Annotated in this window: 25 protein-coding genes; 7 read left to right on the top strand and 18 right to left on the bottom strand. The window is 32.2% G+C overall.

Annotated elements, in window-relative coordinates; all coding sequences use genetic code 11:
• Positions 1 to 19 precede the first annotated feature (19 nt).
• The 3 genes from argG to B4G36_RS12485 form a co-directional block, all read right to left on the bottom strand.
• Positions 20 to 1,201, bottom strand: coding sequence for an argininosuccinate synthase (argG, locus tag B4G36_RS12495; protein ID WP_286496058.1), 1,182 nt, complete (start codon positions 1,199 to 1,201; stop codon positions 20 to 22).
• 7 nt (positions 1,202 to 1,208) lie between these two features.
• Complete coding sequence (locus tag B4G36_RS12490; protein WP_286496057.1) at positions 1,209 to 1,661, bottom strand: arginine repressor; 453 nt, start codon at positions 1,659 to 1,661, stop codon at positions 1,209 to 1,211.
• A gap of 70 nt (positions 1,662 to 1,731) precedes the next feature.
• Positions 1,732 to 2,310, bottom strand: a complete 579-nt coding sequence (locus tag B4G36_RS12485; protein ID WP_286496055.1) for a GNAT family N-acetyltransferase — start codon at positions 2,308 to 2,310, stop codon at positions 1,732 to 1,734.
• Between the two features lie 251 nt (positions 2,311 to 2,561).
• On the opposite strand from B4G36_RS12485, the gene argB reads away from it, so the two are divergent.
• Together argB and B4G36_RS12475 are read left to right on the top strand one after the other, a co-directional pair.
• Positions 2,562 to 3,329, top strand: coding sequence for an acetylglutamate kinase (gene argB, locus B4G36_RS12480; protein WP_291064231.1), 768 nt, complete (start codon positions 2,562 to 2,564; stop codon positions 3,327 to 3,329).
• Entirely contained in the window at positions 3,323 to 4,390 is a 1,068-nt protein-coding gene (locus tag B4G36_RS12475) for a M20 family metallo-hydrolase (RefSeq protein ID WP_291064230.1), read from the top strand. The genes argB and B4G36_RS12475 overlap by 7 nt, the downstream gene beginning before the upstream one ends.
• A gap of 181 nt (positions 4,391 to 4,571) precedes the next feature.
• Here B4G36_RS12475 and B4G36_RS12470 read toward each other — a convergent pair whose 3' ends face one another.
• The 4 genes from B4G36_RS12470 to B4G36_RS12455 form a co-directional block, all read right to left on the bottom strand.
• The gene (locus B4G36_RS12470; RefSeq protein ID WP_291064229.1) at positions 4,572 to 5,519 is read right to left on the bottom strand and encodes a hypothetical protein; all 948 of its coding nucleotides are present in this window, start codon (positions 5,517 to 5,519) and stop codon (positions 4,572 to 4,574) included.
• Between the two features lie 32 nt (positions 5,520 to 5,551).
• Positions 5,552 to 6,082: an ExbD/TolR family protein gene (locus B4G36_RS12465; protein ID WP_114999087.1), complete on the bottom strand. Its 531-nt coding sequence runs from the start codon at positions 6,080 to 6,082 to the stop codon at positions 5,552 to 5,554.
• Between the two features lie 18 nt (positions 6,083 to 6,100).
• Positions 6,101 to 6,691 (bottom strand): biopolymer transporter ExbD, encoded by a 591-nt coding sequence (locus B4G36_RS12460; RefSeq protein WP_291064228.1) that lies wholly within the window; start codon positions 6,689 to 6,691, stop codon positions 6,101 to 6,103.
• An 88-nt stretch (positions 6,692 to 6,779) separates the two neighbouring features.
• Complete coding sequence (locus B4G36_RS12455; protein ID WP_291064227.1) at positions 6,780 to 7,592, bottom strand: MotA/TolQ/ExbB proton channel family protein; 813 nt, start codon at positions 7,590 to 7,592, stop codon at positions 6,780 to 6,782.
• Positions 7,593 to 7,915: 323 nt separating this feature from the next.
• Here B4G36_RS12455 and B4G36_RS12450 point away from each other — a divergent pair, with 323 nt between their 5' ends.
• Positions 7,916 to 10,057, top strand: a complete 2,142-nt coding sequence (locus tag B4G36_RS12450; RefSeq protein ID WP_221854610.1) for a type IA DNA topoisomerase — start codon at positions 7,916 to 7,918, stop codon at positions 10,055 to 10,057.
• 33 nt (positions 10,058 to 10,090) lie between these two features.
• On the opposite strand, the gene B4G36_RS12445 is transcribed toward B4G36_RS12450, so the two are convergent.
• The 6 genes from B4G36_RS12445 to B4G36_RS12420 all read right to left on the bottom strand — a co-directional run bounded on the left by B4G36_RS12445 (position 10,091) and on the right by B4G36_RS12420 (position 15,698).
• The gene (locus B4G36_RS12445) at positions 10,091 to 11,005 is read right to left on the bottom strand and encodes a helix-turn-helix transcriptional regulator (RefSeq protein ID WP_286496048.1); all 915 of its coding nucleotides are present in this window, start codon (positions 11,003 to 11,005) and stop codon (positions 10,091 to 10,093) included.
• Positions 11,006 to 11,128: 123 nt separating this feature from the next.
• Positions 11,129 to 11,890 carry a hypothetical protein gene (locus B4G36_RS12440; RefSeq protein WP_038336870.1) on the bottom strand — a complete coding sequence of 254 codons (762 nt, stop codon included), beginning with the start codon at positions 11,888 to 11,890 and terminating at the stop codon, positions 11,129 to 11,131.
• Between the two features lie 219 nt (positions 11,891 to 12,109).
• Positions 12,110 to 12,868 carry a triose-phosphate isomerase gene (gene tpiA, locus B4G36_RS12435; RefSeq protein WP_286479843.1) on the bottom strand — a complete coding sequence of 253 codons (759 nt, stop codon included), beginning with the start codon at positions 12,866 to 12,868 and terminating at the stop codon, positions 12,110 to 12,112.
• 76 nt (positions 12,869 to 12,944) lie between these two features.
• The gene (locus B4G36_RS12430) at positions 12,945 to 14,027 is read right to left on the bottom strand and encodes an ABC transporter permease (protein ID WP_291064226.1); all 1,083 of its coding nucleotides are present in this window, start codon (positions 14,025 to 14,027) and stop codon (positions 12,945 to 12,947) included.
• A 4-nt stretch (positions 14,028 to 14,031) separates the two neighbouring features.
• On the bottom strand, positions 14,032 to 15,153 hold the full coding sequence (locus B4G36_RS12425; RefSeq protein ID WP_291064225.1) for a BT_3928 family protein: 1,122 nt from the start codon (positions 15,151 to 15,153) through the stop codon (positions 14,032 to 14,034).
• Positions 15,150 to 15,698, bottom strand: coding sequence for a DUF1599 domain-containing protein (locus B4G36_RS12420; protein ID WP_291064224.1), 549 nt, complete (start codon positions 15,696 to 15,698; stop codon positions 15,150 to 15,152). Before B4G36_RS12420 ends, B4G36_RS12425 begins: the two co-directional genes overlap by 4 nt.
• Positions 15,699 to 15,751: 53 nt before the next feature.
• Here B4G36_RS12420 and folP point away from each other — a divergent pair, with 53 nt between their 5' ends.
• Positions 15,752 to 16,579, top strand: a complete 828-nt coding sequence (gene folP / locus B4G36_RS12415; protein WP_291064223.1) for a dihydropteroate synthase — start codon at positions 15,752 to 15,754, stop codon at positions 16,577 to 16,579.
• Between the two features lie 32 nt (positions 16,580 to 16,611).
• Here the strand turns inward: folP and B4G36_RS12410 are convergent, their stop codons facing one another.
• The 3 genes from B4G36_RS12410 to B4G36_RS12400 form a co-directional block, all read right to left on the bottom strand.
• Positions 16,612 to 17,040 (bottom strand): hypothetical protein, encoded by a 429-nt coding sequence (locus tag B4G36_RS12410; protein WP_125350302.1) that lies wholly within the window; start codon positions 17,038 to 17,040, stop codon positions 16,612 to 16,614.
• A gap of 54 nt (positions 17,041 to 17,094) precedes the next feature.
• A complete protein-coding gene (locus B4G36_RS12405; RefSeq protein WP_291064222.1) occupies positions 17,095 to 18,117 on the bottom strand; it encodes a DUF4407 domain-containing protein in 1,023 nt (340 codons plus the stop codon).
• 105 nt (positions 18,118 to 18,222) lie between these two features.
• Positions 18,223 to 19,284 carry a branched-chain amino acid aminotransferase gene (locus B4G36_RS12400; RefSeq protein ID WP_280038161.1) on the bottom strand — a complete coding sequence of 354 codons (1,062 nt, stop codon included), beginning with the start codon at positions 19,282 to 19,284 and terminating at the stop codon, positions 18,223 to 18,225.
• 80 nt (positions 19,285 to 19,364) lie between these two features.
• Between B4G36_RS12400 and mnmD the strand changes: the two genes are divergently transcribed.
• From mnmD to B4G36_RS12385, 3 genes are all read left to right on the top strand, one after another.
• Positions 19,365 to 20,081: a tRNA (5-methylaminomethyl-2-thiouridine)(34)-methyltransferase MnmD gene (mnmD, locus tag B4G36_RS12395; protein ID WP_114999065.1), complete on the top strand. Its 717-nt coding sequence runs from the start codon at positions 19,365 to 19,367 to the stop codon at positions 20,079 to 20,081.
• Between the two features lie 72 nt (positions 20,082 to 20,153).
• Positions 20,154 to 20,981 carry a 50S ribosomal protein L11 methyltransferase gene (gene prmA / locus B4G36_RS12390; RefSeq protein ID WP_038336885.1) on the top strand — a complete coding sequence of 276 codons (828 nt, stop codon included), beginning with the start codon at positions 20,154 to 20,156 and terminating at the stop codon, positions 20,979 to 20,981.
• Positions 20,982 to 20,987: 6 nt separating this feature from the next.
• Complete coding sequence (locus B4G36_RS12385; RefSeq protein ID WP_180905936.1) at positions 20,988 to 21,284, top strand: ATP-dependent Clp protease adaptor ClpS; 297 nt, start codon at positions 20,988 to 20,990, stop codon at positions 21,282 to 21,284.
• Between the two features lie 6 nt (positions 21,285 to 21,290).
• On the opposite strand, the gene B4G36_RS12380 is transcribed toward B4G36_RS12385, so the two are convergent.
• Together B4G36_RS12380 and B4G36_RS12375 are read right to left on the bottom strand one after the other, a co-directional pair.
• A complete protein-coding gene (locus B4G36_RS12380) occupies positions 21,291 to 21,707 on the bottom strand; it encodes a hypothetical protein (protein ID WP_125350307.1) in 417 nt (138 codons plus the stop codon).
• A 24-nt stretch (positions 21,708 to 21,731) separates the two neighbouring features.
• Positions 21,732 to 22,268: an RNA polymerase sigma factor gene (locus B4G36_RS12375; RefSeq protein ID WP_125350308.1), complete on the bottom strand. Its 537-nt coding sequence runs from the start codon at positions 22,266 to 22,268 to the stop codon at positions 21,732 to 21,734.
• Between the last annotated feature and the right edge of the window lie 526 nt (positions 22,269 to 22,794).

Below are 22,794 nucleotides of genomic sequence, written 5' to 3'. Positions count from 1 at the left end.
ATCCACTTTAAAGAATCAATTAATCGAAACTATGAACAATCTTTAATTGATTACCGAATATTTTGATGAAACCTCTTGCATCTCTACTGTCCCAAGCTTCGTTTTCTTCTCCATAAGTAGCGACTTTAGATTGCATCATATCATAAGGCGATTCTATTCCAATCATTGAGAAATGATAAGGATTTAATTGTACTTTCACTTTTCCTGTTACATGATTTTGAGAAGATTCTAAGAATGCTTCGATATCACGCATTACTGGATCCAAGTATTGAGCTTCGTGTAATAAAGTTCCGTACCAGTTTGATAACGAATCTTTGTGCAACAATTGCCATCTTGTAAGTGTATGTTTTTCTAATAAGTGGTGTGCTTTGATTAATAAATAAGCTGCTGGCGCTTCGAAACCTACACGTCCTTTGATACCTAAAATTGTATCTCCTACGTGGATGTCGCGACCAATTGCGTATTCACCTCCGATTTCGTTTAATTTTTGAATTAAAGCTACTGGAGATAATTTTTCTCCATCTAAAGCAGTTGGAATACCTTTCTCAAATTCAATTTCGATAACAGATGGTTCTGTTCTTGATAATTGTGTTGGATAAGCATCTTCTGGCAACGCTTGGTTAGATGTTAATGTTTCAACTCCACCAACAGATGTTCCCCAAATCCCTCTGTTAATAGAGTATTTAGCTTTTTCCCAACTATAGTTTACACCATTTGCTTGTAAATATTCAACCTCTTGTTGACGAGATAATTTTTCGTCACGAATTGGTGTAATGATTTTAGATTGTGGTGAGATAACTGCAAAAGCAACATCAAAACGAATTTGATCATTTCCTGCTCCTGTAGATCCATGTACAATGTATTCTGCATCTACATCTTTTGCATACTGAGCAATTGCAATTGACTGAAACATACGTTCTGCACTTACTGATAATGGGTAAGTGTTATTTTTCAAGATGTTTCCGTAGATTAAGTAGCGAACACAATCGTTGTAATATTTGTCTGTAATATCAATTGTAACGTGTTTAGAAGATCCTAATTCGTAGGCACGTTCTTCGATATCTTTTAACTCTTCTGCCGAAAATCCACCAGTATTTACAATTACTGTATGCACTTCCATTCCTTGATCTTTTGTTAAGTTAACCAAACAGTACGATGTATCTAAACCTCCACTGTAAGCTAAAACTGCTTTGTTGCTCATTGTTTGTTTATTTGTTTATATTGGGAATAATTCTTCTTAATTCATTGGTAACCTCTTCTCGGCTACTCTCTTCTTTCATTACGATTAATACCGTATCGTCTCCAGCAATTGTTCCAATTATTGTATTGAAATGTGTGTTGTCAATCTCAAAAGCAATTCTGTTTGCATAACCTGGTTTTGTTTTGATAACTCCCAAATTTTTAGAGAAAATCAAACTTGCATTTTCGTTATGTGTAACGGTTGCCGTTGGAACATCACTTTCTGTAAGGCGATAGATGTATTGTCCCGAACTATTAGGAACTTTTGAAACTTTCAATTCGCGCAAATCTCTCGATAAAGTGGCTTGAGTAACTGTGATCTCTAAATCGATTAATTTTTTTAATAATTCGTCTTGATTACTTATTTCTTGATCTGTTATTAAATCTTTTATAATCTGGAATCTGTATTTTTTATTACTCATTTTGAATATTTATTCGGAATTTCATGCAAATATACTCATTTTAGACAAAAAAAAACCTTAGTTCGTATATTTATTCATCTTCTTTTTTTGATTGATTTTCTAATGCGCGCTTAGCGTACTCGTCATCAAGGTTATCATAAACCAATCCTGTACAAATACAACGCTCGCGATCATTTTCAATCAAGATGTGATAGTTTTTACAACTTTTACATCCATTCCAAAATTCATCAGATTGTGTTAATTCCGAAAATGTTACTGGCTTGTATCCTAATTTTGTGTTCATACGCATTACAGCTAAAGAAGTTGTAATACTAAAGATTTTTGATTTCGGGAATTTTGTACGTGACAATTCAAAAACAGCCTGTTTTATTTCGCGTCCAATTCCTGAACTCCTTAAATCTGTACGAACAATTAAACCTGAGTTTACGACGAATTTTTCTTCTTCGTACGTTTCTATGTAGCTAAACCCTGCTATTTGATCATCATCATCAAAAGCAATCACAGCATTTCCATTACGCATTTTGCGTTCAAGATAAACTGGATTTCGTTTAGCAATACCCGTTTTTCTCATACGAGCTGATTCTTCGTACCATTCGCACAACAATTCTGTGTACTTGGCATCATCTGCATTTGCTATTCTAACATACATAATTTAAGGGAAAGTCGATTAATAAAGAGGAATTGAGAAAAGATGACCTTTTGTCATCACACTTAAGTAAAATATGAGAACCAAAAGGTGCGCTTTCATTGCGAAAGCCACTCTCATAATTGAGAAGAACAATTTCAGTAATTTCTTCCATTAATCAACAAGATATTCAGTTATTATACTGAGATGCAAAGTTAAATATTATATTTTTGTATCACCAAAAAAAAGCAAACAAAATTTACATATTTATTAAAATGTTGAAAATTATTAAAATAGGAGGCGGAATTATCGATAAAGAGCAAGAATTAGAACAATTCCTACAAACGTTTTCCGAAATTAAAGAACCTAAAATTTTGGTTCATGGAGGAGGAAAAGGTGCTTCGAAGATGTTAAATCAATTGGGAGTCGAACCAAAAATGATCGAAGGTCGTCGCATTACAGACAAACCAACGTTGGATGTTGTGACAGGATTATATGCCGGAAATTTGAACAAAACTATCGTTTCTAAATTGCAAGAATTTGGATGCAATGCATTAGGTTTATCGGGTGCAGATGGTAACGCAATCAAAGGGTCTAAGCGTCCTGTAAAAACTATCGATTATGGTTTTGTTGGAGATTTGAATGATGAAAGCGTCAACAAAGAATTATTTCAATTATTAATTGACAACAATATTACACCTGTTGTTTGCGCGATTACACATGACGGAAATGGACAATTATTGAACACCAATGCAGATACTATTGCATCTACAATTGCGGTTGCAATGTCACAAGAAAATGAAGTAGAGTTAAATTTTTGTTTTGATAAAATTGGTGTACTTCGTGATGTAAATGATGACACAACATTAATCCCAAAAATTAACGAAACTTTATATTTGCAGTTAAAAGAAGAAAGTGTAATTTTCGAAGGAATGATTCCGAAATTAGACAATTCATTCAAAGTAATCAATGCGGGTGTAAAAAATGTATGTTTGGTACACGCGCGCAACATTAACTCAGAGATTAAAACAATTTTATGTTAGAATTAGCTGTTCTCAAAAAGAAAGCTGTCGATTTATTGTGTCAATTAATCGAAACTCAATCTTTTTCGAGCGAAGAAGATAAAACGGCCGATATTATTTTCAAGTTTTTAACTGATCATGGTGCTACAGCTCATCGTCAGAATAACAATGTTTGGAGTATTCATCCAAATTTTGATGAGAACAAAAAAACAATTTTATTAAACTCTCATCACGACACGGTAAAATTTGGTTCTTCTTGGACGTATTATCCATTAAAAGCTACAATCGAAGGTGATAAATTAGTAGGTTTAGGAAGTAACGATGCAGGAGCTTCTGCGGTAAGTTTATTAGCTACTTATATCAATTTTTTGAATGATGATTTACCATTTAATCTAATTGTCGCAATCACAGCTGAAGAAGAAAGTTCAGGGCAATTAAATGTTGCAAGTATTTTACCTAATTTACCAAAAATCGATTTGGGAATTGTAGGGGAACCTACGCAAATGGACATGGCAATTGCAGAACGTGGTTTAGTTGTAATGGACGTAATTGTAAAAGGAAAAACTGGACATGCTGCAAGAAACGAAGGTGTAAATGCAATTTACGAAGCGATTGATGTGATGAATTGGTTCAAAACTTATCAATTCGAAAGAGTTTCTGATATGTTAGGGCCAGTAAAAATGACGGTTACACAAATCGAAGCAGGAAAGCAACACAATGTTGTACCAGATGAATGTCGTTTGGTTGTAGATTGTCGTGTAAACGAATTGTACTCGAATCAAGAAGTCGTTGATATTATTTCAAGTTGTTTGCCTAAAGCAGAAGTTAAAGCCCGTTCGTTACGTTTAAATTCTTCACGTATTTCAGAAAATCATCCAATTGTACAAAAAGGAATCGAATTAGGTTGTACAACTTATGGTTCACCAACAATGTCAGATCAAGCAATGATGAATTTTGAAACGGTAAAAATGGGACCTGGAGATTCAGCTCGTTCTCATACACCAGACGAATATATTTATTTATCCGAAATAGAACACGGGATTGAACGATATACAAGTTTATTAAAAGATTTTACGTTTTAAATTAAGAATAAACTCTTATAATCAAAAAAGCATCTTCATACAATTGAAGATGCTTTTTAATTTTATCAAAACTGATAATTAAAACCTACGAAGATTTTATTATAAATATATGTCTAAAAATTAAACACAAAAAAAGAGGCTAATTAATTTTAGCCTCTTTTTTTATATATGAAATTAAGTTTTACTCAATTTGCATTTTAACTGGAATGTTGAAATTCAACTTCGCAGCACGACCATCTTCTGTTTGAGCAGGTTTGATCGTTTTCCCTCTTCTTTGTTGACGTTGTGTAATACGCTCTAAAGCTTTTTTAGCTTCAGGACCTAACTTAGCATCACCCATTGGAGAAATTCCAACGATTCTACCTTCAGTGTCAATTTGGAAAGAAAGTTTAGCAGCTACTACACCAGATAAACCTTGACCAGCAGCGTCATTTGCAAAATCTTGCAACTCATCAGTTAAATCTTGTGATAACTTTCTAGATAAACAATCTGTTGCAGCTTGTTTACCTTTTGCAGCATCTTTCTCACAACCAGGATATACCGCCATTACAGCCGCTGTACGAGCAGTTACTGTAGATGGAGCAGCAGGTTTCTCACCTTTATCCTCTGTTTTTGGAGTTTGAACTGTATTTTTAGGGGCTTCTGGGTTTAAATTAACCGGTCCACCACCATCTTGTCCTTTAGATTCTTTTCCTTCTCTATTCTCTAAACCTAAATCTTTGTTCACTGTTTCCTTAACATCAGGAATAGTTTCTTCCTTTTTAGGTTGAGCTTTAGGTTCTGGAATAACCATTTTTACCTGAGCTGTCTCTTCTTGATAATGATTCTCTTGTTGTTCTGGCTCTGGTTCTGGCTCCACCACTTCTTCCTCTTTTGGAGGTTCAGGAATATTCAAATCTTCAAGTTGTACATCTACGACTACATCTTCTGTCTTCTTATTACTAAACATTCCTGTTGCAGATGCAATAAGACCAAAAGCTAAAATCGCTATTACTATAAATCCACGAATGAAAGCTTTCAATAATGTACTCTTCTCAGACATTCTCATGTCATAAGCTCCATACGCTTTATTTCTACCTTCAAATACAATCTCGTCTAAGGATTTTAGTTTGTTGTTATTTTCTGACATTTTAATTCTTTTAAATTTAACAATTAAACTAATTATTTACCTACTTTCTCGTCATACACTTTTTGTTCAAAAGGTGCAACTGGTACGATACCGTATTTTGTAGATTTCGTAATCTCCATTTCATCTAAGATAGTTACTAAATTATCATACGTAGCATCATCCATTGGTTTGATAATTACTGTAAACTTATCTTTATCTAAAGCTCTACTTTGTGCTGTTGTAATAACTTCACGAATTTTAGAGTAATCAGTCTCATTTAAATTACTAGTATTTAAACTTGCCTCTTCTTGTTGGTGCCAAAACAATTTATTATCCTTTGTAATAAGAATTGTTAAAGAGTTTTGTAATTTAATTTCAACATCCGGTTTAGGAGCTTCCTTAGGAATCTTTGGAGGCATATTCAAGTTCATTACGTTTGGTTTGATCGAAGTCGCTGCAAACATAAAGAAAGTAATTAATAAGAAACCTAAATCAACCAAAGGAGCCATATCGACTTTCGTCGAATTCTTTTTGGAACGGACTTTCTTTCCGCCACCGTCATCGTGACTTTCTATTTGTGCCATTTTCTAATTTCTTAATAATTATTCTTGAGATGTAATTAACTGGAACTTATTCATGTTCTTTTCTTGCAATTGTTGAATCAAAGTTTTGAATTTTTTGTATTCAGATTTTTGATCCCCTTTAATTGCTAAGAAAATATCTGGGTTCACTTCTTTTGCTTCAAATACCCAATCAATTAATTCTTGATTTTTGTTCGGTATCGTATCTAATGGAATACCTGGATGATATGATTGTTGTTTATCAGCAGACTGATTCAAATAATTTCTCATCTCTTTCATTGGTACACCAAACTCTACTATGCTTTTGAATGCATTCTTTTCAGCATCTGTAAACTTTACTCCGTACTTATCACCCATTCTTTCTAATGTAGGAATACGATCTTTTTCTTCTAATCCGAATAAGAACTTACCTTCACCATCAATTTTAATGATCATCATGTTTTCAGCAGCCATTTTTTGGTTCGAAACAGATGTTGGTGTTACGACAGGAACAACTTCAGGTTCTCTAAAGTTAGATGTCAAAATAAAGAAAGTTAACAAAAGCCAAGCCATGTCAGACATAGCTGTTAAGTCCATCGAAGGACCTCTTCTTTTTGGTTTTACTCTTGCCATTTTCTCTGTATTATTAATTAATATTCTAAATTGTTTGTTGTTTGATTTTGTCCTTATACTATCCTTCTAAGGCTTCGTCAATTGAATATTAATTGTGAGCAGAGAAAGATTGTTGGATACTCATTCCTACTTCGTCAATTTTGAATGTTAAATCATCAATTTTAGAAGTTAAGAAAGCATACATAATAATAGCGAATGCAGAAGCACCAATACCCATACCTGTATTAATTAAGGCTTCGGCAATACCTACTGATAATTGAGCTGCATCTGGAGACCCTCCTCCTTCACCTAATGCGAAGAATGCTTTAATCATACCGATTACTGTACCCATTAAGGCAATTAACGTACCTACAGAAGCAATTGTAGAGATAATAGTCATGTTTTTCTCTAACGTTGGCATTTCTAATGTAGTCGCTTCTTCTAACGTTTTACCTAATTGAGCTAATTTTTGCTCTTTGTTTAACGTTGTGTCGTTTTCTAAAGCTTTGTAAGTTGTTAAACCTTCTTTAACTACGTTACCTACAGCTCCTTTTTGTTTGTCACATAATTCAATTGCTTTGTTAATTTCATTTTTGTTTAATAAAGCACGAATGTCATTTACAAACTTTTCAGCAGATCCAGTTCCTTTAGCTTTATTTAAAGCGATAACACGGTCAATTGAGAAAACGATTACCATAAAGAAGAAAGACATTAAGAATGGAATAATCACCCCTCCTTTATGAATAATTCCTAAAAAGTTCAAAGGATTACCTTTTTCTACATCACCTCCTTCGAAATTACCTTCTGCTCCAAATACAAACTTGAAGATCCCCATTGCGATTGCAATTAAAATGATCATAGTAATCACAGGGTTAAGACCTCCCTTTTTAGTTTTAGCTGGTACTGTTACATTCTTTTCCATTTACTAATTCTTTTAAATATTATGATTTTTATTAATGTGGGTGTAAATTAAGTGAAAATTTTTTAATTCTTCTAAATTTTTTACGTTGTTATCATATTAAATTTTCAATCTACTTGAAATCAATAGAATTTTTTACTGATTTGACAATTAAAAAATAATCAAAACAATATATCTAATATTAAACAATGTATAATTTTATTAAAATCAGCCTTCCCACAAAAAATAACCTATCGCAAATTTATTCAATAATTATACATATTTATATTTTTTTTTAAGAATTAAATTATTATTTTGACTTTTGCACTTCAATAATTATAAATGCTATGAAAGTTTGTATTGCCGAAAAACCTAGTGTTGCTAAAGATATCGCCAAAGTAATTGGTGCGAATCAAAAGCACGATGGATACTATGAAGGAAATGGATTTCAGGTCACTTGGACTTTCGGACACTTGTGTACATTAAAAGAACCGCAAGATTATACACCCGAGTGGAAAAGCTGGGATCTTAATTATTTGCCAATGATTCCGCAAAGTTTCGGAATTAAATTAATTGCAGATAAAGGTGTCTCGAAACAATTTCATATCATCGAAAAATTAGTCACGAACGATCAAGTCGACGAGATTATAAACTGTGGCGATGCTGGACAGGAAGGAGAATTGATACAACGTTGGGTTTTACTTAAAGCGCGTGCTAAAGCGCCAATGAAGCGTTTATGGATTTCTTCGTTGACAGAAGAAGCAATTAAAGAAGGTTTTGATAATTTGAAAGATGGAGAAAAATATTTCAATCTTTTTTCTGCAGGACAAGCGCGTGCAATTGGCGATTGGTTACTAGGAATGAACGCTACACGATTATTTACCAAAAAATTTGCGCCGCCAAAAACAGTTCTTTCTATTGGTCGTGTGCAAACACCTACATTAGCAATGATTGTACAGCGTCAAAAAGAAATCAATGCGTTTATTATTGAGGAATATTGGGAATTGAAAACGATTTTCAAAGAAGTAGAGTTTAATGCGACAATACCTCGTTTAAAATCTGAAGAAAAAGCCAAACAAGGTTTAGATTTCATCAAAAATCGAGAGTTTGAAATCATTGATTTCGATGTAAAAGAGGGTCGTGAAAAAAATCCTCGCCTATTCGATTTAACTGCTTTACAAGTAGAAGCGAATAAAAAATATGCGTTTTCGGCAGAAAATACCTTAAAATATATACAAAGTCTTTACGAGAAAAAATTTGTGACCTATCCTCGTGTTGATACCACTTATCTTTCGGAAGATATTCACCCTAAAGTTCCTGGAATTTTAAATAAATTAACCGCTTATCAAAATTTGATTGCTCCTTTGATGACGCAACCAATTCCGATGTCAAAAGCAGTTTTTGATAATACAAAAGTAACCGATCACCACGCTATTATTCCTACCGAAATCTTTCCACAAGGTTTATCGAACGAAGAAAAACGTATCTATGATTTGGTTGCACGACGTTTTATTGCTGTTTTTTATCCAGAATGTAAAGTTGCCAACACAACTGTCGAAGGAAAAGTTGAAAATAATGGAAAAGACGGTCAACTTTCTGCTATAAATTTTAAAGCAACGGGAAAACAAATTCTCGAAATGGGTTGGCGCGAAGTCTATGCAAAAGATAAAAAGGAAGACGAAAAAGATGAGGAAAAGATAATGCCGATTTTTGAGATTGGTGAAAAAGGTCCTCACGAACCATTTATTCACAAAGGAAAAACAACTCCGCCAAAACATTATACAGAAGCGACTCTATTACGAGGAATGGAAACTGCTGGACGACAAGTAGATGATGAAGAAATGCGCGAATTGATGAAAGAAAATGGAATTGGTCGACCTTCAACGCGTGCAAATATTATCGAGACCTTGTTTCGTAGAAAATACATCGAAAAGAAAAAACGTAATATTATCGCCACACAAACTGGTATTGATTTGATTGATACCATTCAAAATGAATTATTAAAATCTCCTGAATTGACAGGTGTTTGGGAACGAAAACTTCGTTTGATTGAAAAAGGTGAATACGAATTAGAACAATTTAAGCAAGAATTGATTGAAATGGTTTCGAAACTAACATTTGATGTAAAAAATAGTTACTTCAGACCAATCGCTTCTCATCAGAATTCAGTTCAAATAGCTGAAAAACCTAAAAAGGAACGTAAACCGAAAGAAGAAATTAATCTGGAAGATGCAACTTGTCCAAAATGTAAAACACATAAATTAGTCAAAGGAAAAGCCGCTTATGGTTGTGCAAACTTTGCAGCATGTGGATTCAAAATTCCGTTCGAGTTTATGGGTAAAAAATTAACTGATAAACAAATTTTGGATTTGTTAACCAAACAAAAAACTGGAAAAATGGCTGGCTTAATCAATCCTGAAAATGGAGAAAAAGTTACTGGTAAAGCTATTTTGGGAATGAATTTCGATTTAGAATTTGAAGAAATGTAAAAAAATAAAGTGAGTTTCGAAATTCGAAACTCGCTAATTATATTTCTCCAACGTTTCTTTTAAAATTGTTTTGACTTTTTCTTTCAATTTTTTAGGTTCGATAATTGTAACTGAACGACTCATAGAAAGAATTTCGCTGATAAAATCTTCGGTCAAAAATAATTCTAATCCAATTAAAACTTCATCGTTTTTAATTTCTAAAATTTGTTGGGATTCATGCAAAGGCAAAGATTCTAAATACGCTGCTTGTTTTTTGGTCACAGAAAGCACTATTTTTTCTGGTTTTTCTGAACTTGGAACAATAATCCCGAACGAATATTTGTACTTATCATTGTAATTAAACTCGATATTATCGTCAATTTTATCTCTAAAAATCGAAACTCTATTCATTCGTTCCAAACCAAAATTTTTGACAATTCCTTTATCATCCGCAATCAAATACCATCGGTTATTGTGCTCTCTAATTGCAATTGGCGAAACTTTACGAATCGTTTCTTTTTCCTCTCCAAATTTTTGATAATGAAATTCAATTTTCTTTTTTCCTTGAATTGCTTGTACAATATCTGGTAAAAATTCGGCGCGTTTTGGCTTTCTTTTTTCCAAATACACAATAGATTCGAGCGAATTTGTCAATTTCAAAGCAGAAAAACTATTAATTTCTTCTAAAGTTTTCAGAAATAAATCAGAGCTATAATCGTCTTGAATAATATAATATCCACGCTGACTGCGACTATACATTATATCAATTCCCAATATATTTCTGATTTCTTGAATATCGCGCTGTAATGTACGTTTAGAGAAATTAAACTCTAATGTATCATCATTAAGTTGAAGCATTTCAAATTCTCGTTCCAAAAAACGCTCTAAATCTTCATAAGAACAATATTTTTGTTGTGATAATTTACGAACAATATTGAAATAACGCGCGATATAACCTTGTTTTGACATTGAATTGGAAGTGTTTGAGCAAACTTAAGTTATCTGTAATTAAAAACAAAAAAAAGTAACATTTCATTACAAAATGTTACTTTTTCTTCATTAATAAAAATGAAATATTCGAAAAAACGGATTCTATTTTTTAGATTTTTTTACTTTTGTTTTTGCATCTTTCGTAGCTGCTTTTACATCTTGTACCGCCGCTTCTATTGTTGTTGTAGCTGAGTCTACCGTAGCTGCCGCTGAATCTACTACTACTTCTGATGTTATTTCAACTGGAGTTGTGCTATCTTCAACTTTCGCTGTTTCGATGAAATTAGAAAGTTTATCAACAATTTCTGCGTTAGAAGTTGGTTCATTCTTCACTTTTACGCTTAAGAAAATTGATGGTGCAGCATTATCTTGAATATAATTTGATTCGTTTTGATAAACTCCGTCATTTTTAACAGCTGTTGAATTTAAGTTTTCTGTTAACTCTTTTGCTACTTTAACTGTTTCGTTAAATGCAACATTTTGTTTAAAAACAACTGCGGCAACTTTATTTGTATTATCATCAGTTTTTTCAAAATTTAATGTCATGATTAACTCAGGTTTTAAACTATCGATGATTGATCTTTTCTCTTCATCTTTTAATCCTTTCGTTAAATCTTTCCATAAAAGAACCTGAACATTTTCTTTATTCAAAGATTCTAACTTTGTTTTAAATTCTGATGCGATATTTGTTCCTGATTCTACAGCGATATTATCTACAATATCTAAAATGACAACTTTAGGTGCATCTTCTACAACTTTATTTGTAATTTCTGTTGTAGGAACTTTTATTTCATTTTTTGTAGTAAAAGAGAAAGAAACTAACCCTATTGCTACGACTCCTAATACTTGCGTCAATTTTTTCATAATAAATGTGTTTTGTTTAAAAATGATACTTTTTAAATAGTTAGTACATTTTAGAACTTTGCAGACACTGTTCCGAAAACTCTTAATTAATCCTAATAAATGTTATAGTTTTCTTAATTGACTGATTTTATAAGGGATTCAGAGGAGTTAAATTTATCATTTTTCAAAATTTAGAAAATATAAAACATAAAAAAAGCTCAACTAAGTTGAGCTTTTATATTATTTACATGCAGCAATTATCTGCACAAAATCATCATATTTTAATGAAGCACCACCAACAAGACCACCGTCGATATCTGGTTGAGCAAAAATTTCGTTCGCATTCTGTGCATTTACACTTCCTCCGTACAAAATACTTGTATCATTCGCGACTTCTACGCCAAATTCATCCTTCAAAACTTTACGAATAAATGCATGAATTTCTTGCGCTTGCTCTGGTGTAGCTGTTTTTCCAGTTCCAATTGCCCAAACTGGTTCGTAAGCAATAATCAAACGAGAAAGATCTTCTGGTTTTTGAGCAACTAAAGCATCCATTAATTGGGTTTTTACAACCTCAAAATGTTTCTCAGCTTCACGTTCTTCTAATTTTTCTCCTACACAAAGAATTGGATTAATTTGATGTTTAAAAGCTTGTTTTAATTTCTCAGCAATTACAATATCTGTTTCTCCTTGATATTCTCTACGCTCAGAATGCCCAATAATAGCGAAATCTAATCCGATACTATCCAATTGTTCTGCAGAAATATCTCCTGTATAGGCTCCTTTCTCGTGAGCAGAAATATCTTGCGAAGAAATCTTAACATATTGTTCATCTACAGCTTCTAACAATGTTTGTAAATAAATAGAAGAAGGCGCAATAATAACTTGTGCAATTGGATGATTATCTGCCACCCAAGCATTAAGGTTTGTTGCTAAATGAATCGCTTCTTCATAATTTAAGTTCATTTTCCAGTTTCCTGCTACTATTCTATCACGCATAAAAAAGTGTATTTTATTTGATTTTGGTTTTAATATTTACTGCAAGATAATTATTTATCGTGAAATTATTACTGATTTATTTTATGCGAACGCGAGGATCTAAAATTCCGTAAAGAATATCGACCAAAATATTAATCACAATAAACATCACCGCAATAACTAAGACAGCTCCCATCACAATTGGTAAATCTAATGTATTCAATGCATTTACGATTTCTTTTCCTAAACCATTCCAGCCAAAAACAAATTCCACAAAAACAGAACCTGCCAACATGGAAGCGAACCAACCCGAAATTGCTGTAATTACAGGATTTAAAGCATTTCGTAATGCATGTTTTGTAATCACCGTTTTTCTAGAAAGTCCTTTTGCAAAAGCTGTTCGGATATAATCTTGGTTCAAAACTTCTAATAATGAATTTCGTGTTAATTGTGTAAAAACCGCTAACGGACGAGATCCTAATGTAATTGCTGGAAGAATTAAATTTTTCAACATCAAATGTTTTCCTTCACCCAAATCATCTACTTCATACAAACTACCAATCATATTCAGCCCTGTAATATCGTGCATCAAAAAAGCAAAAATATAGGCAATGATAATTGCCGAAAAGAAAGACGGAATACTCATACCAAAGCTTGTTACTACCAACAAAACTCTGTCAATCCATGTATCTTTCATCAAAGCAGAAACAATTCCCAACGCAACACCAATTATCGTTGCAATAATGATGGCTGCAATTGCCAAAACCATTGTATTTGGTAAAGTTTCGCCAATAATTGTACTGACGCTTTTTCCTTGTTTTTGAAAAGATTCACGTAAATAAGGCGTTTTCAAAACCATTTCATTTGTTCTGAAATCCATCAATTTTGTGTAATTGTATTTATCAGAACTTATTGAAGTATATGTTGTATTGTTTTCGTCAATATTATGAAAAGAAATCGGTGACAAATCATTAATATAAAAAGCATATTGTTTCCACAAAGGTTGATCTAAACCTAAGTTTTTTCTAATTTGAGCCAATTGTTCAGGATCTTCTTTTTGATCAAGCATCATACGCGCAGGATCGCCAGGAAGAACCGAAAACAATAGAAAAACTACAGTCACTACACCAAAAAGTGTCAGAAATCCGTAGAAAATTTTATTTAAAATATAATTAATCACTTTTTTAAAATAATTCTTCTAATTGATTAATTGAAGGAAAATCGTTGTCATGATATTTCGCTTTTACGGTTCCTTTTTCTAAAATCATAACTCCAGGATTTGAACGAATAATTGTTTTCATCGTCGTTTGATCCATAAAACAATTTTCCAATTCTAAACCTTTAATTGGATTATTAGAAACCGCTGTTACAATAAAACCTTTTGCTTTCGCTTCTTTTCCTAAAGTATTTAATTTCACAAGTTGTTTATCATTTATTTTTTCAACAAATGGAATGACAAAAACAATCGCTTTCGGGGCATTTAAAATTTCAGACGTTTTATCAACACCATTGCAATCAAAATTAAAATCATGAATTGGTGGTTCGTACCCTTTTTTCTCCACAATTGTACGTGTTTTATCTGCTTCAATCACCCAAGGCGTTCCGTGTTTATACCATTTGTCATCAGCAATATATTGCGCATCATCAATTTCGACTACTTTACCATCAACACTGTTTTTCATCGTGTAAATCGTTTTATACGTTGTTGGTTTCAAACCTAACTCTTGCGGAGATTTCATTCCTTCAATCAAATTTTTGCCAACTGCATAAGGTCTAAAATCGATAATTGGTAAATGATTAATTCCGATATAAGCAATAATTGCAGAACCTAAAATTGTTATAAAATTGATTACGTAATTCGCTTTTTCGACAAATAATGGTTTGATATATTTTTGACCAATCACTAAAATAATGATCAACACCAAAAGCACAACATCTTTGTAAAATGATGTCCAAGGTTCTAACTTTAGTGCATCACCAAAACATCCACAATCGGTTACTTTGTTGAAATAAGCTGAATAAAATGTCAAAAATGTAAAGAAAATAATCGTTAACAATAAAGCTATTGTTGTAAATCTTTTCCAAACGCCAAGCAATAATAAAACGCCTAAAACTATTTCAAAAAGTGAAAAGAAAGTTGCCAAAGGCAAACTCAAACCTTCTAAAAATGGAATGTTAAGAACTGTTGGCGAAAAATATTCTTCTAATTTGAAACTTAACCCAATTGGATCTACATTTTTTACAAATCCAGAAATTATAAAAATAACTCCAACTATAATTCGGGCAAATTGAACTAAATACCTCATGAAGCTTTCTTTTCGTTAATTAAAATCATTGCGAAAATCGAATAATTAATCATATCCAAATAATTTGCATCTAAACCTTCAGACACAATTGTTTTTCCTTTATTATCTTCGATACTTTTTGTGCGCAAAACTTTCTGATAAATTAAATCTGTGATCGAACTTACACGCATATCTCTCCAAGCTTCACCGTAATCATGATTTTTTTTCATCATCAAATCGTGCGCAATTGTTGCATATTTATCATAAAATTCGATAGCTTGTTCGTCTGTCAAATCTGGCTGATCTGCGAAACCAAGTTCCAACTGAATCAATGCCATAATCGAATAATTAACGATCGCCACAAATTCTCCTTCTTCGTCTTCATCAACCAAACGCTCCGTCGCTTCTTGCAACGTACGAATGCGGTTTACCTTGATAAAAATTTGATCGGTCAACGATGGCAAACGCAATACACGCCAAGCCGGACCATAATCTTGTAATTTTTTTGTATATAAATCTCGACAAACAGAGATGATTTCTTTAAATTGAATTGAGGTATTTTTCATAATTTCGTTTCGATTTCAAAAATAATTGAAATTGCTTAAAGAACTTCTAAGATATGACAATTAATTGTAATGGTCGTTTGATTGATTTGAACGAGCCTAAAATTATGGGAATTTTGAATACAACGCCAAACTCTTTTTACGATGGTGGCAGTAATCAATCGATGAATTTGATTTTAGAAAAAGTTGAAAAACATTTGTCCGAAGGTGCCGATATGATTGATATTGGTGGATATTCGACAAAACAAGGCGCTGAAGAAGTTTCGGAAGTAGAAGAAATTGCGCGTACAATTCCAGTTATCGAAAAGATTATGGAGAAATATCCAGATTTAATTCTATCGATTGATACGTTTCGCGGAAATGTGGCTCGAGCTGCGATTAAAGCAGGCGCTTCTATTATTAATGATGTTTCGGGTTTTGAATTAGATCCTGAAATGTTACCTGCAATTGCTGAATTAAAAGTACCTTATATTTTAATGCATATGAAAGGGACGCCACAAACGATGCAAGATGATCCACAATATGATGATATAACGTTGGAAGTCAACCAATATTTTTCGGAAAAAATTGCGCGTTTACGTGAATTAAAAATCAATGATATTATCTTAGATCCAGGTTTCGGATTTGCGAAAACCATCGAACATAATTATGAATTATTTTCGAAGATGGAAGTCTTAGGGTTTGGACAATATCCATTATTGGTTGGGATTTCGAGAAAATCGATGATTTATAAATATTTCGGAATCTCTCCTCAAGAAGCATTAAATGGAACAACGGCTTTAAATATGGTTGCTTTGCAAAAAGGAGCAAAAATTTTGCGTGTGCACGATGTAAGAGAAGCAAAAGAAACCTTACAAATTTTCCAAAAATTGAATCAAAAATAAATAAGAAAGCCACTAAAAAGTGGCTTTTATTTTTAATCAATGATTTTACTATTTGGAAAGAAAACTTTGAACGTATCAACAATATTGATATCCGAAGTCAAAATTTGCCAATGTGAATCTTTCACAAATTCAAACACAACTTCGTTGTCGTATAAATTTTCATCCTCAATATTTACATGCAAATTATTTTCTTTTCTATCTCCAATAATCAACGCCTCCGTTACATGTTCCATTTTATAACACAAACTTTCTAACTGATCATATTCCACAAAAATTCCGTCTTGTTGATCAATCACTTCTTGCAATTCGAAAACCGAATATTCGTCCGTTTCACTTTCACCATCAACCCAAAGAATTTTCCAAAAATAATCCTGTATATCTTTTATTGGAGCAATCACCTCTTCCATTCGTTGAATTTGGTTTTCGTCTTCTCCGTAAATTTCTATTTTATAAGTTTCCATATCTATTACAAAATTAAAAAAGTAACTTCAAACGGAAGTTACTTTTTTACAATTTTATACTTTTTCTAACTCATGTTTCACACGTTTTTCAGATTTGATATCCATAACCTGAATCGATTCTTTGCTAAAAATCTTGAACGAATGTTCATGTTTTTCTAAGAGAAAATCATAAGGTCCTTTTGGTGCAATTAATTTCACTAAAACTGGCGCAGTTTCTAACGAGATAAACACAAGAGCTATAAAAATAGCTGCAGTCCCTAAAATTGGATTATTAACTGACAATTCGTCTAAAGCCTGCATACGTGCAGCAAAACCATTGTAATTCTCTTCGGTTGGTTTAGCCGCATCAATTTCTTTTTCTTTTGCAACATTCAATCGATCTAATTCTTTATTAATTTCAGCTAAACGAGGCGCAGATTGTTGAATATAAGTTTCGATTTCGGCAGCTTTTTGTTTTTTCAATTCTGCTTTTCGTTTCGCATTTGGTCCATAACCTTCGCGTCCAGTTGTTGTTTCAGTTTGTGTACCAACAACTTCTTTTTCCAACTCGGTAGAAGCTGAATTATACTCATTTCTTAATTTATCAATTTCTGCATAAATTTCTTTTCGTTCATTCGAAAAAGGCGTTCCCAATTCAGCATAACGCGCATCAATTCCTTTTTGTAATTCCGCTTTATTTCGATTGACAATAATATTCAATTGCTTGTTAATTTCTTTCTCGAAAATTTTTAATTCTAACGGTTTCGAAATCACAATACCTAATAAAATTGCAACCAAAATACGTGGCAAAGCAATAAAAAACTGACGAAAAAATCCACCTGACTTTTTCATTGATGTGACAATATATCGGTCAAGATTAAAAATCATTAATCCCCACAACAAACCAAAACCTGTTGCTGCATATATATTATCAAAAACAGTATTCAGCGCATATCCAGCAGACAAAGCCGCCAAAATTCCTGTAAATAATATGACACCTCCAATACCAACATGTTTGTTGATATCTGTTGGTGTTTTTTTCAAGAGTTCAAGACTACTCCCTGAACAGATGATTAAAAATTTCTGTAGTCCATTCATTTTGCAAATATAGTACTTTGTATAACATATTATTAAATATCGTGCCAAAAAAAGCTGACAATCAAATTGTCAGCTTATATTTTCAAAAAATTTACTTAAACAAAATTAAGCTTGTTTTTCGATTTTAATTCTCCATCCATAAGGATCTTCTGCTAATCCGTATTGAATATCTTTTAATTTCTTTTTCAATTGTAATGCAAAAGAATCTTCTTCAGCTAAAGTTGGTAATTGAGCACGCTCTTCACCAAATCCAACTGCATCGTATTGTGTAATTACAACAGCAGTTCCACATCCAAATACTTCTTTTAATTCTCCTGATTTGTAAGCATCATACAATTCTTGTACTTCTACAGGACGTACTTCTACTTCATATCCACTATCTTTTGCTAAAGTTAAAACAGAATCACGTGTTACTCCGTTCAAAATACGCTCAGACGTTGGCGCTGTTAAAATTTTATTTCCTATACGCACCATCACATTCATTGTTCCTGCTTCTTCAATGTATTTATGCTCGATAGAATCTGTCCAAATTACTTGATCATAACCATCTTTTTGAGCTTCAGAAGTTGGAAAGAAAGATCCAGCATAGTTTCCTCCACATTTTGCAAAACCAACACCTCCCTGAGCTGAACGACTATAATAATCAGCAATTTTTACTGATAAAGGTTTATCGTAATAATTAGGAGCATAAGCTAATAAAATAGCAAAAATATATTCGTTAGATGCCCTAGCAGAAACTGCTTCTTCTGTTGCGAACATTACTGGACGAATATATAATGACGTTCCGTAATCTTTTGGTACCCATTGACGATCGATATCAATAATAGCTTCTAAACCATCAATAAAAATTTCTTTCGGAATTTGAGGCATATTAAGACGTGCCGCAGATAAATTAAAACGCTCGAAGTTTTTCTCTGGACGGAAAATAAACACTTCTTCGTTATCATTTTTGTAGGCTTTCATTCCTTCAAAAATTGTTTGACCATAATGGAAAGACATCGCTGCTGGAGTCATTGAAATTGGTCCGTAAGGAACAATTTTTGGCTCATCCCATTTACCATCTTTGTAATGCGCGATCAACATGTGATCTGTAAACTCTTTCCCAAAAGTAGTAGAGTTAAAAACTGAATCGTTAAATTTTGATTCAGCAATTTTTTCTATAATCATTTTATGATATATTTTGTTTGTGCTTATCAAAGGTACATTTTATTTGCACTTTTTCATAATAAATATCATAACTTTCGACGATGAAAAGAATTATTCAAGAAACGGAAGATGGATCTAAAACTATCTATATTGAAGATTGGGATGAATCTTATCATTCTAAGCATGGCGCTGTACAAGAGGCTTTTCATGTATTTATAAAAAATGGATTTCATCATTTTACAGAAACAAAAAATCCTATAAAAATTATAGAAATTGGATTAGGTACGGGACTTAATTCTTTCATTACTTTGATGGAAGCTGAAAAACATAAAACTCCAGTGCAATATGTTGGAATTGAAAAATTTCCAGTTTCTGATGAAGAATTTGAATTGGTGAATTATTTCGAAAATGTTTTCAAACTTTATCCGGAATTTGAACATCGAAAAGAAGAGTTTTTAGATTATTATCAACAATTATTTCATTCAAATTGGGAAAATTGGAATAAAATTTCTCCATATTTTGAAGTTAAGAAAGTGGAAGAAGATTTTTTCAATCTGAAAAATATCAACGAAAATAATTTTGATTTAGTTTATTTTGATGCATTTGGTTCTCGTGTTCAACCAGAATTATGGGAAAAAGAATTGTTAGAAATTGTTGATTCTTTAACTAAAAAATCTGCCATTTTTACCACTTATGCAGCGAAAGGAACCATAAAAAGAGGTTTGAAAGATTTGGGCTATATTGTACAAAAACGTCCTGGGCCTCCAGGAAAACGTGAAATGATGGTTGGTTTGAAGGACTTTCCATTTGATAAATAATCTCCTTTATCATTAATTATAAAAATCGTAAATTTGCGCTGGAAAACAATTTGATGTTTTCTACATTTTTTTATGACAAATTATATCGAATATAAATTTAAAGTTGCGGAAGTAGAGCCTTTTAATGAAATTATTATTGCAATGATTTCTGAACTACCCTTTGAAAGTTTTGTTGAAAACGAAGAAGGTTTTGATGCTTACATGCCAAAAACTGACGAAAATATTGACCAAGTAAAAGAAGTGATTGATTCTATCGAGAATATTGATTTTTCTTATACGCGTCAAGAAATTGAACAACAAAATTGGAATGCAACTTGGGAAGAAAATTTCACGCCAATTTTAGTGAATGACCAATGTTTGATTCGTGCAGAATTTCACGAAACAGTTGAAAATATTCCGTACGAAATTATCATTCAACCAAAAATGTCTTTTGGGACTGGACATCACTCTACAACACATTTGATGGTAGAATATATCTTGGAAACTGAATTTACAGGAAAAGATATTTTGGACATGGGCTGTGGAACGTCAATTCTTGCAATTTTAGGAATGAAACGTGGTGCAAATTATGCAGAATGTATCGATATTGACGAGTGGGCTGTGGAAAATTCTATCGAAAATGGAAAACGAAATGGTGTTAGTTTAGATGCGAAAATGGGTGATAATTCACTTTTGGGAAGCAAACAGTTTGACATTATTTTAGCGAATATCAACAAAAATATTTTAATCAGTCAAATTCCTTCTTACATCAATGTTTTGAATGAAAATGGTGATTTATTTTTAAGTGGATTGATGGAGCAAGATTTTGATGATATCTTAGCTTTTTGTACAGAAAATGGTTTGAAATTTGTATCTAAAAAACAACGAAATGAGTGGATTGCGCTACATTTCAAAAAATAAAATGATATGACAAAATACGCAACGCAACCCATGTGGGAAACGGAAAAAGATTCGGCTGTTGATGTATTGGAACAGGAATCACACAAATATCAAATTATTGTTTACAATGATGATGTGAATACTTTTGATTGGGTAATCGAATCGTTGATTGATGTTTGTGAACACACGCCAGAGCAAGCGGAACAATGTTCTATTTTGATTCACTACAAAGGTAAATGCGAAGTCTTGACGGGTGAATTAGAAGATTTAAAACCTCGATGCACAGAATTATTGAACCGAGGTTTAAGTGCAGAAATTATTTAGAATTTCTTAATAATCATATAAAGCAAAATCAGAATCGTCTAATGTTACATTGGACGATTTTTTGTTTTGATCACTCACTATATACGAATCATAGATCTTCTCGTAAACATGATTTTCTGTTTTTGTATCCACAACTTCTGTAGATTTTTCTGTAGAATTAATCACAAAAGGAGTTACAACCAATGCTAATAGCAATATACAAGCAGCAGCCCACCAAATATTGAAATGTACAACTTTTGTTTCTTTTTTATCAATAGTTTTCGATAAAATTGACTGTTCTAAATCGTCAAAATAATTAGTAGGGGTTGTATAATTTTCCTTTTGTTTTAAGCTTTTAAAATAAATTTCATCTTCTAAATTCTTAAAATAATTCTCTGGAACCTTAAAATTATTTTTTAATCCATTTTCTTTCATATCATTCATAAGACAAAAAAAAGTTAAAAAGGTTTAATCTTCATCCTCTAAAAATTCTTTAATTTTTGTAACTGCATGATGATAAGACGCCTTTAGCGCACCAACAGATGTTCCTGAAATTTCAGAAATTTGTTCATATTTCATTTCATCATAATATTTCATCATAAATACTACGCGCTGCTTTTCTGGCAAACTTGCAATCGCTTTTTGTAGTTTCAACTCAATTTCATCACCTGTAAAATACTCATCCGTAGATAAATCATCTGCAATATTCATCGAATAATCTTCAAACGAAACATTTTGTTCTTTAGCATTTTTATGAATAAAATTGATGGTTTCGTTATAAGTAATCCTAAAAATCCATGTCGATAATTTTGATTCATTTTTGAATGAATTCAAATTTTGATAGATTTTTATAAAAACATTTTGAGCAATATCATCTGCGTCTTCATGAATCAAAACCATACGACGAATTTGCCAATAAACTCTCTGATGATAATCTTTTACAAGAAGTTTAAAAGCCTGTTCCCAATCCTTATCTAAAATGTGATCTAATATTTTCTGATCCAATTAAGTAATATTAAGCTGTAAAGCTATTAAATTTCAAATGATAAACTTCTAATAATTTTGAACATAGTTTATATTTTATATTTTTTTTATGAAATCAAATCCATATTCCACATATACTTAAGTATGAACCTATCAATAAAAGTATATTTCTATTGAAAAATTTATTTGGGCATTCACTCGCTCTATTCCTCGTATTTATACAATCTCCCTCAATTATCTCTTAATAATTCAATAACAAGAAATGTAAATCGCTCGGTCGGGCTATCCGTTGCAATCTTTTGTAGAATAAAATTCTATTACAAGTAAGAAAATCCAATTTCTACAAAAGGATTTAGACTACTCTCCCTAACGCTGGTTGTAAGTTCTGAGTTAGTTGCAAAAAGGAAGCTTCCTTTTTATCAAGAAGAAGCTTCTAGTTGACTAATTAGAAGCTCTTGTTGGATGAAAGCAAGCTTCTTGTTTTATAAAACATAGTCTGGAGATGTGGTAGCTTACATTTTACTTTGTACGGATCAGGGACAAAAGT

This window comes from Empedobacter sp. UBA3239 (assembly GCF_002362875.1).
Lineage (GTDB): Bacteria > Bacteroidota > Bacteroidia > Flavobacteriales > Weeksellaceae > Empedobacter > Empedobacter falsenii_B.
Note: the sequence above shows the minus strand (reverse complement) of the source record. Positions and strands in the feature narration are given on the sequence as shown.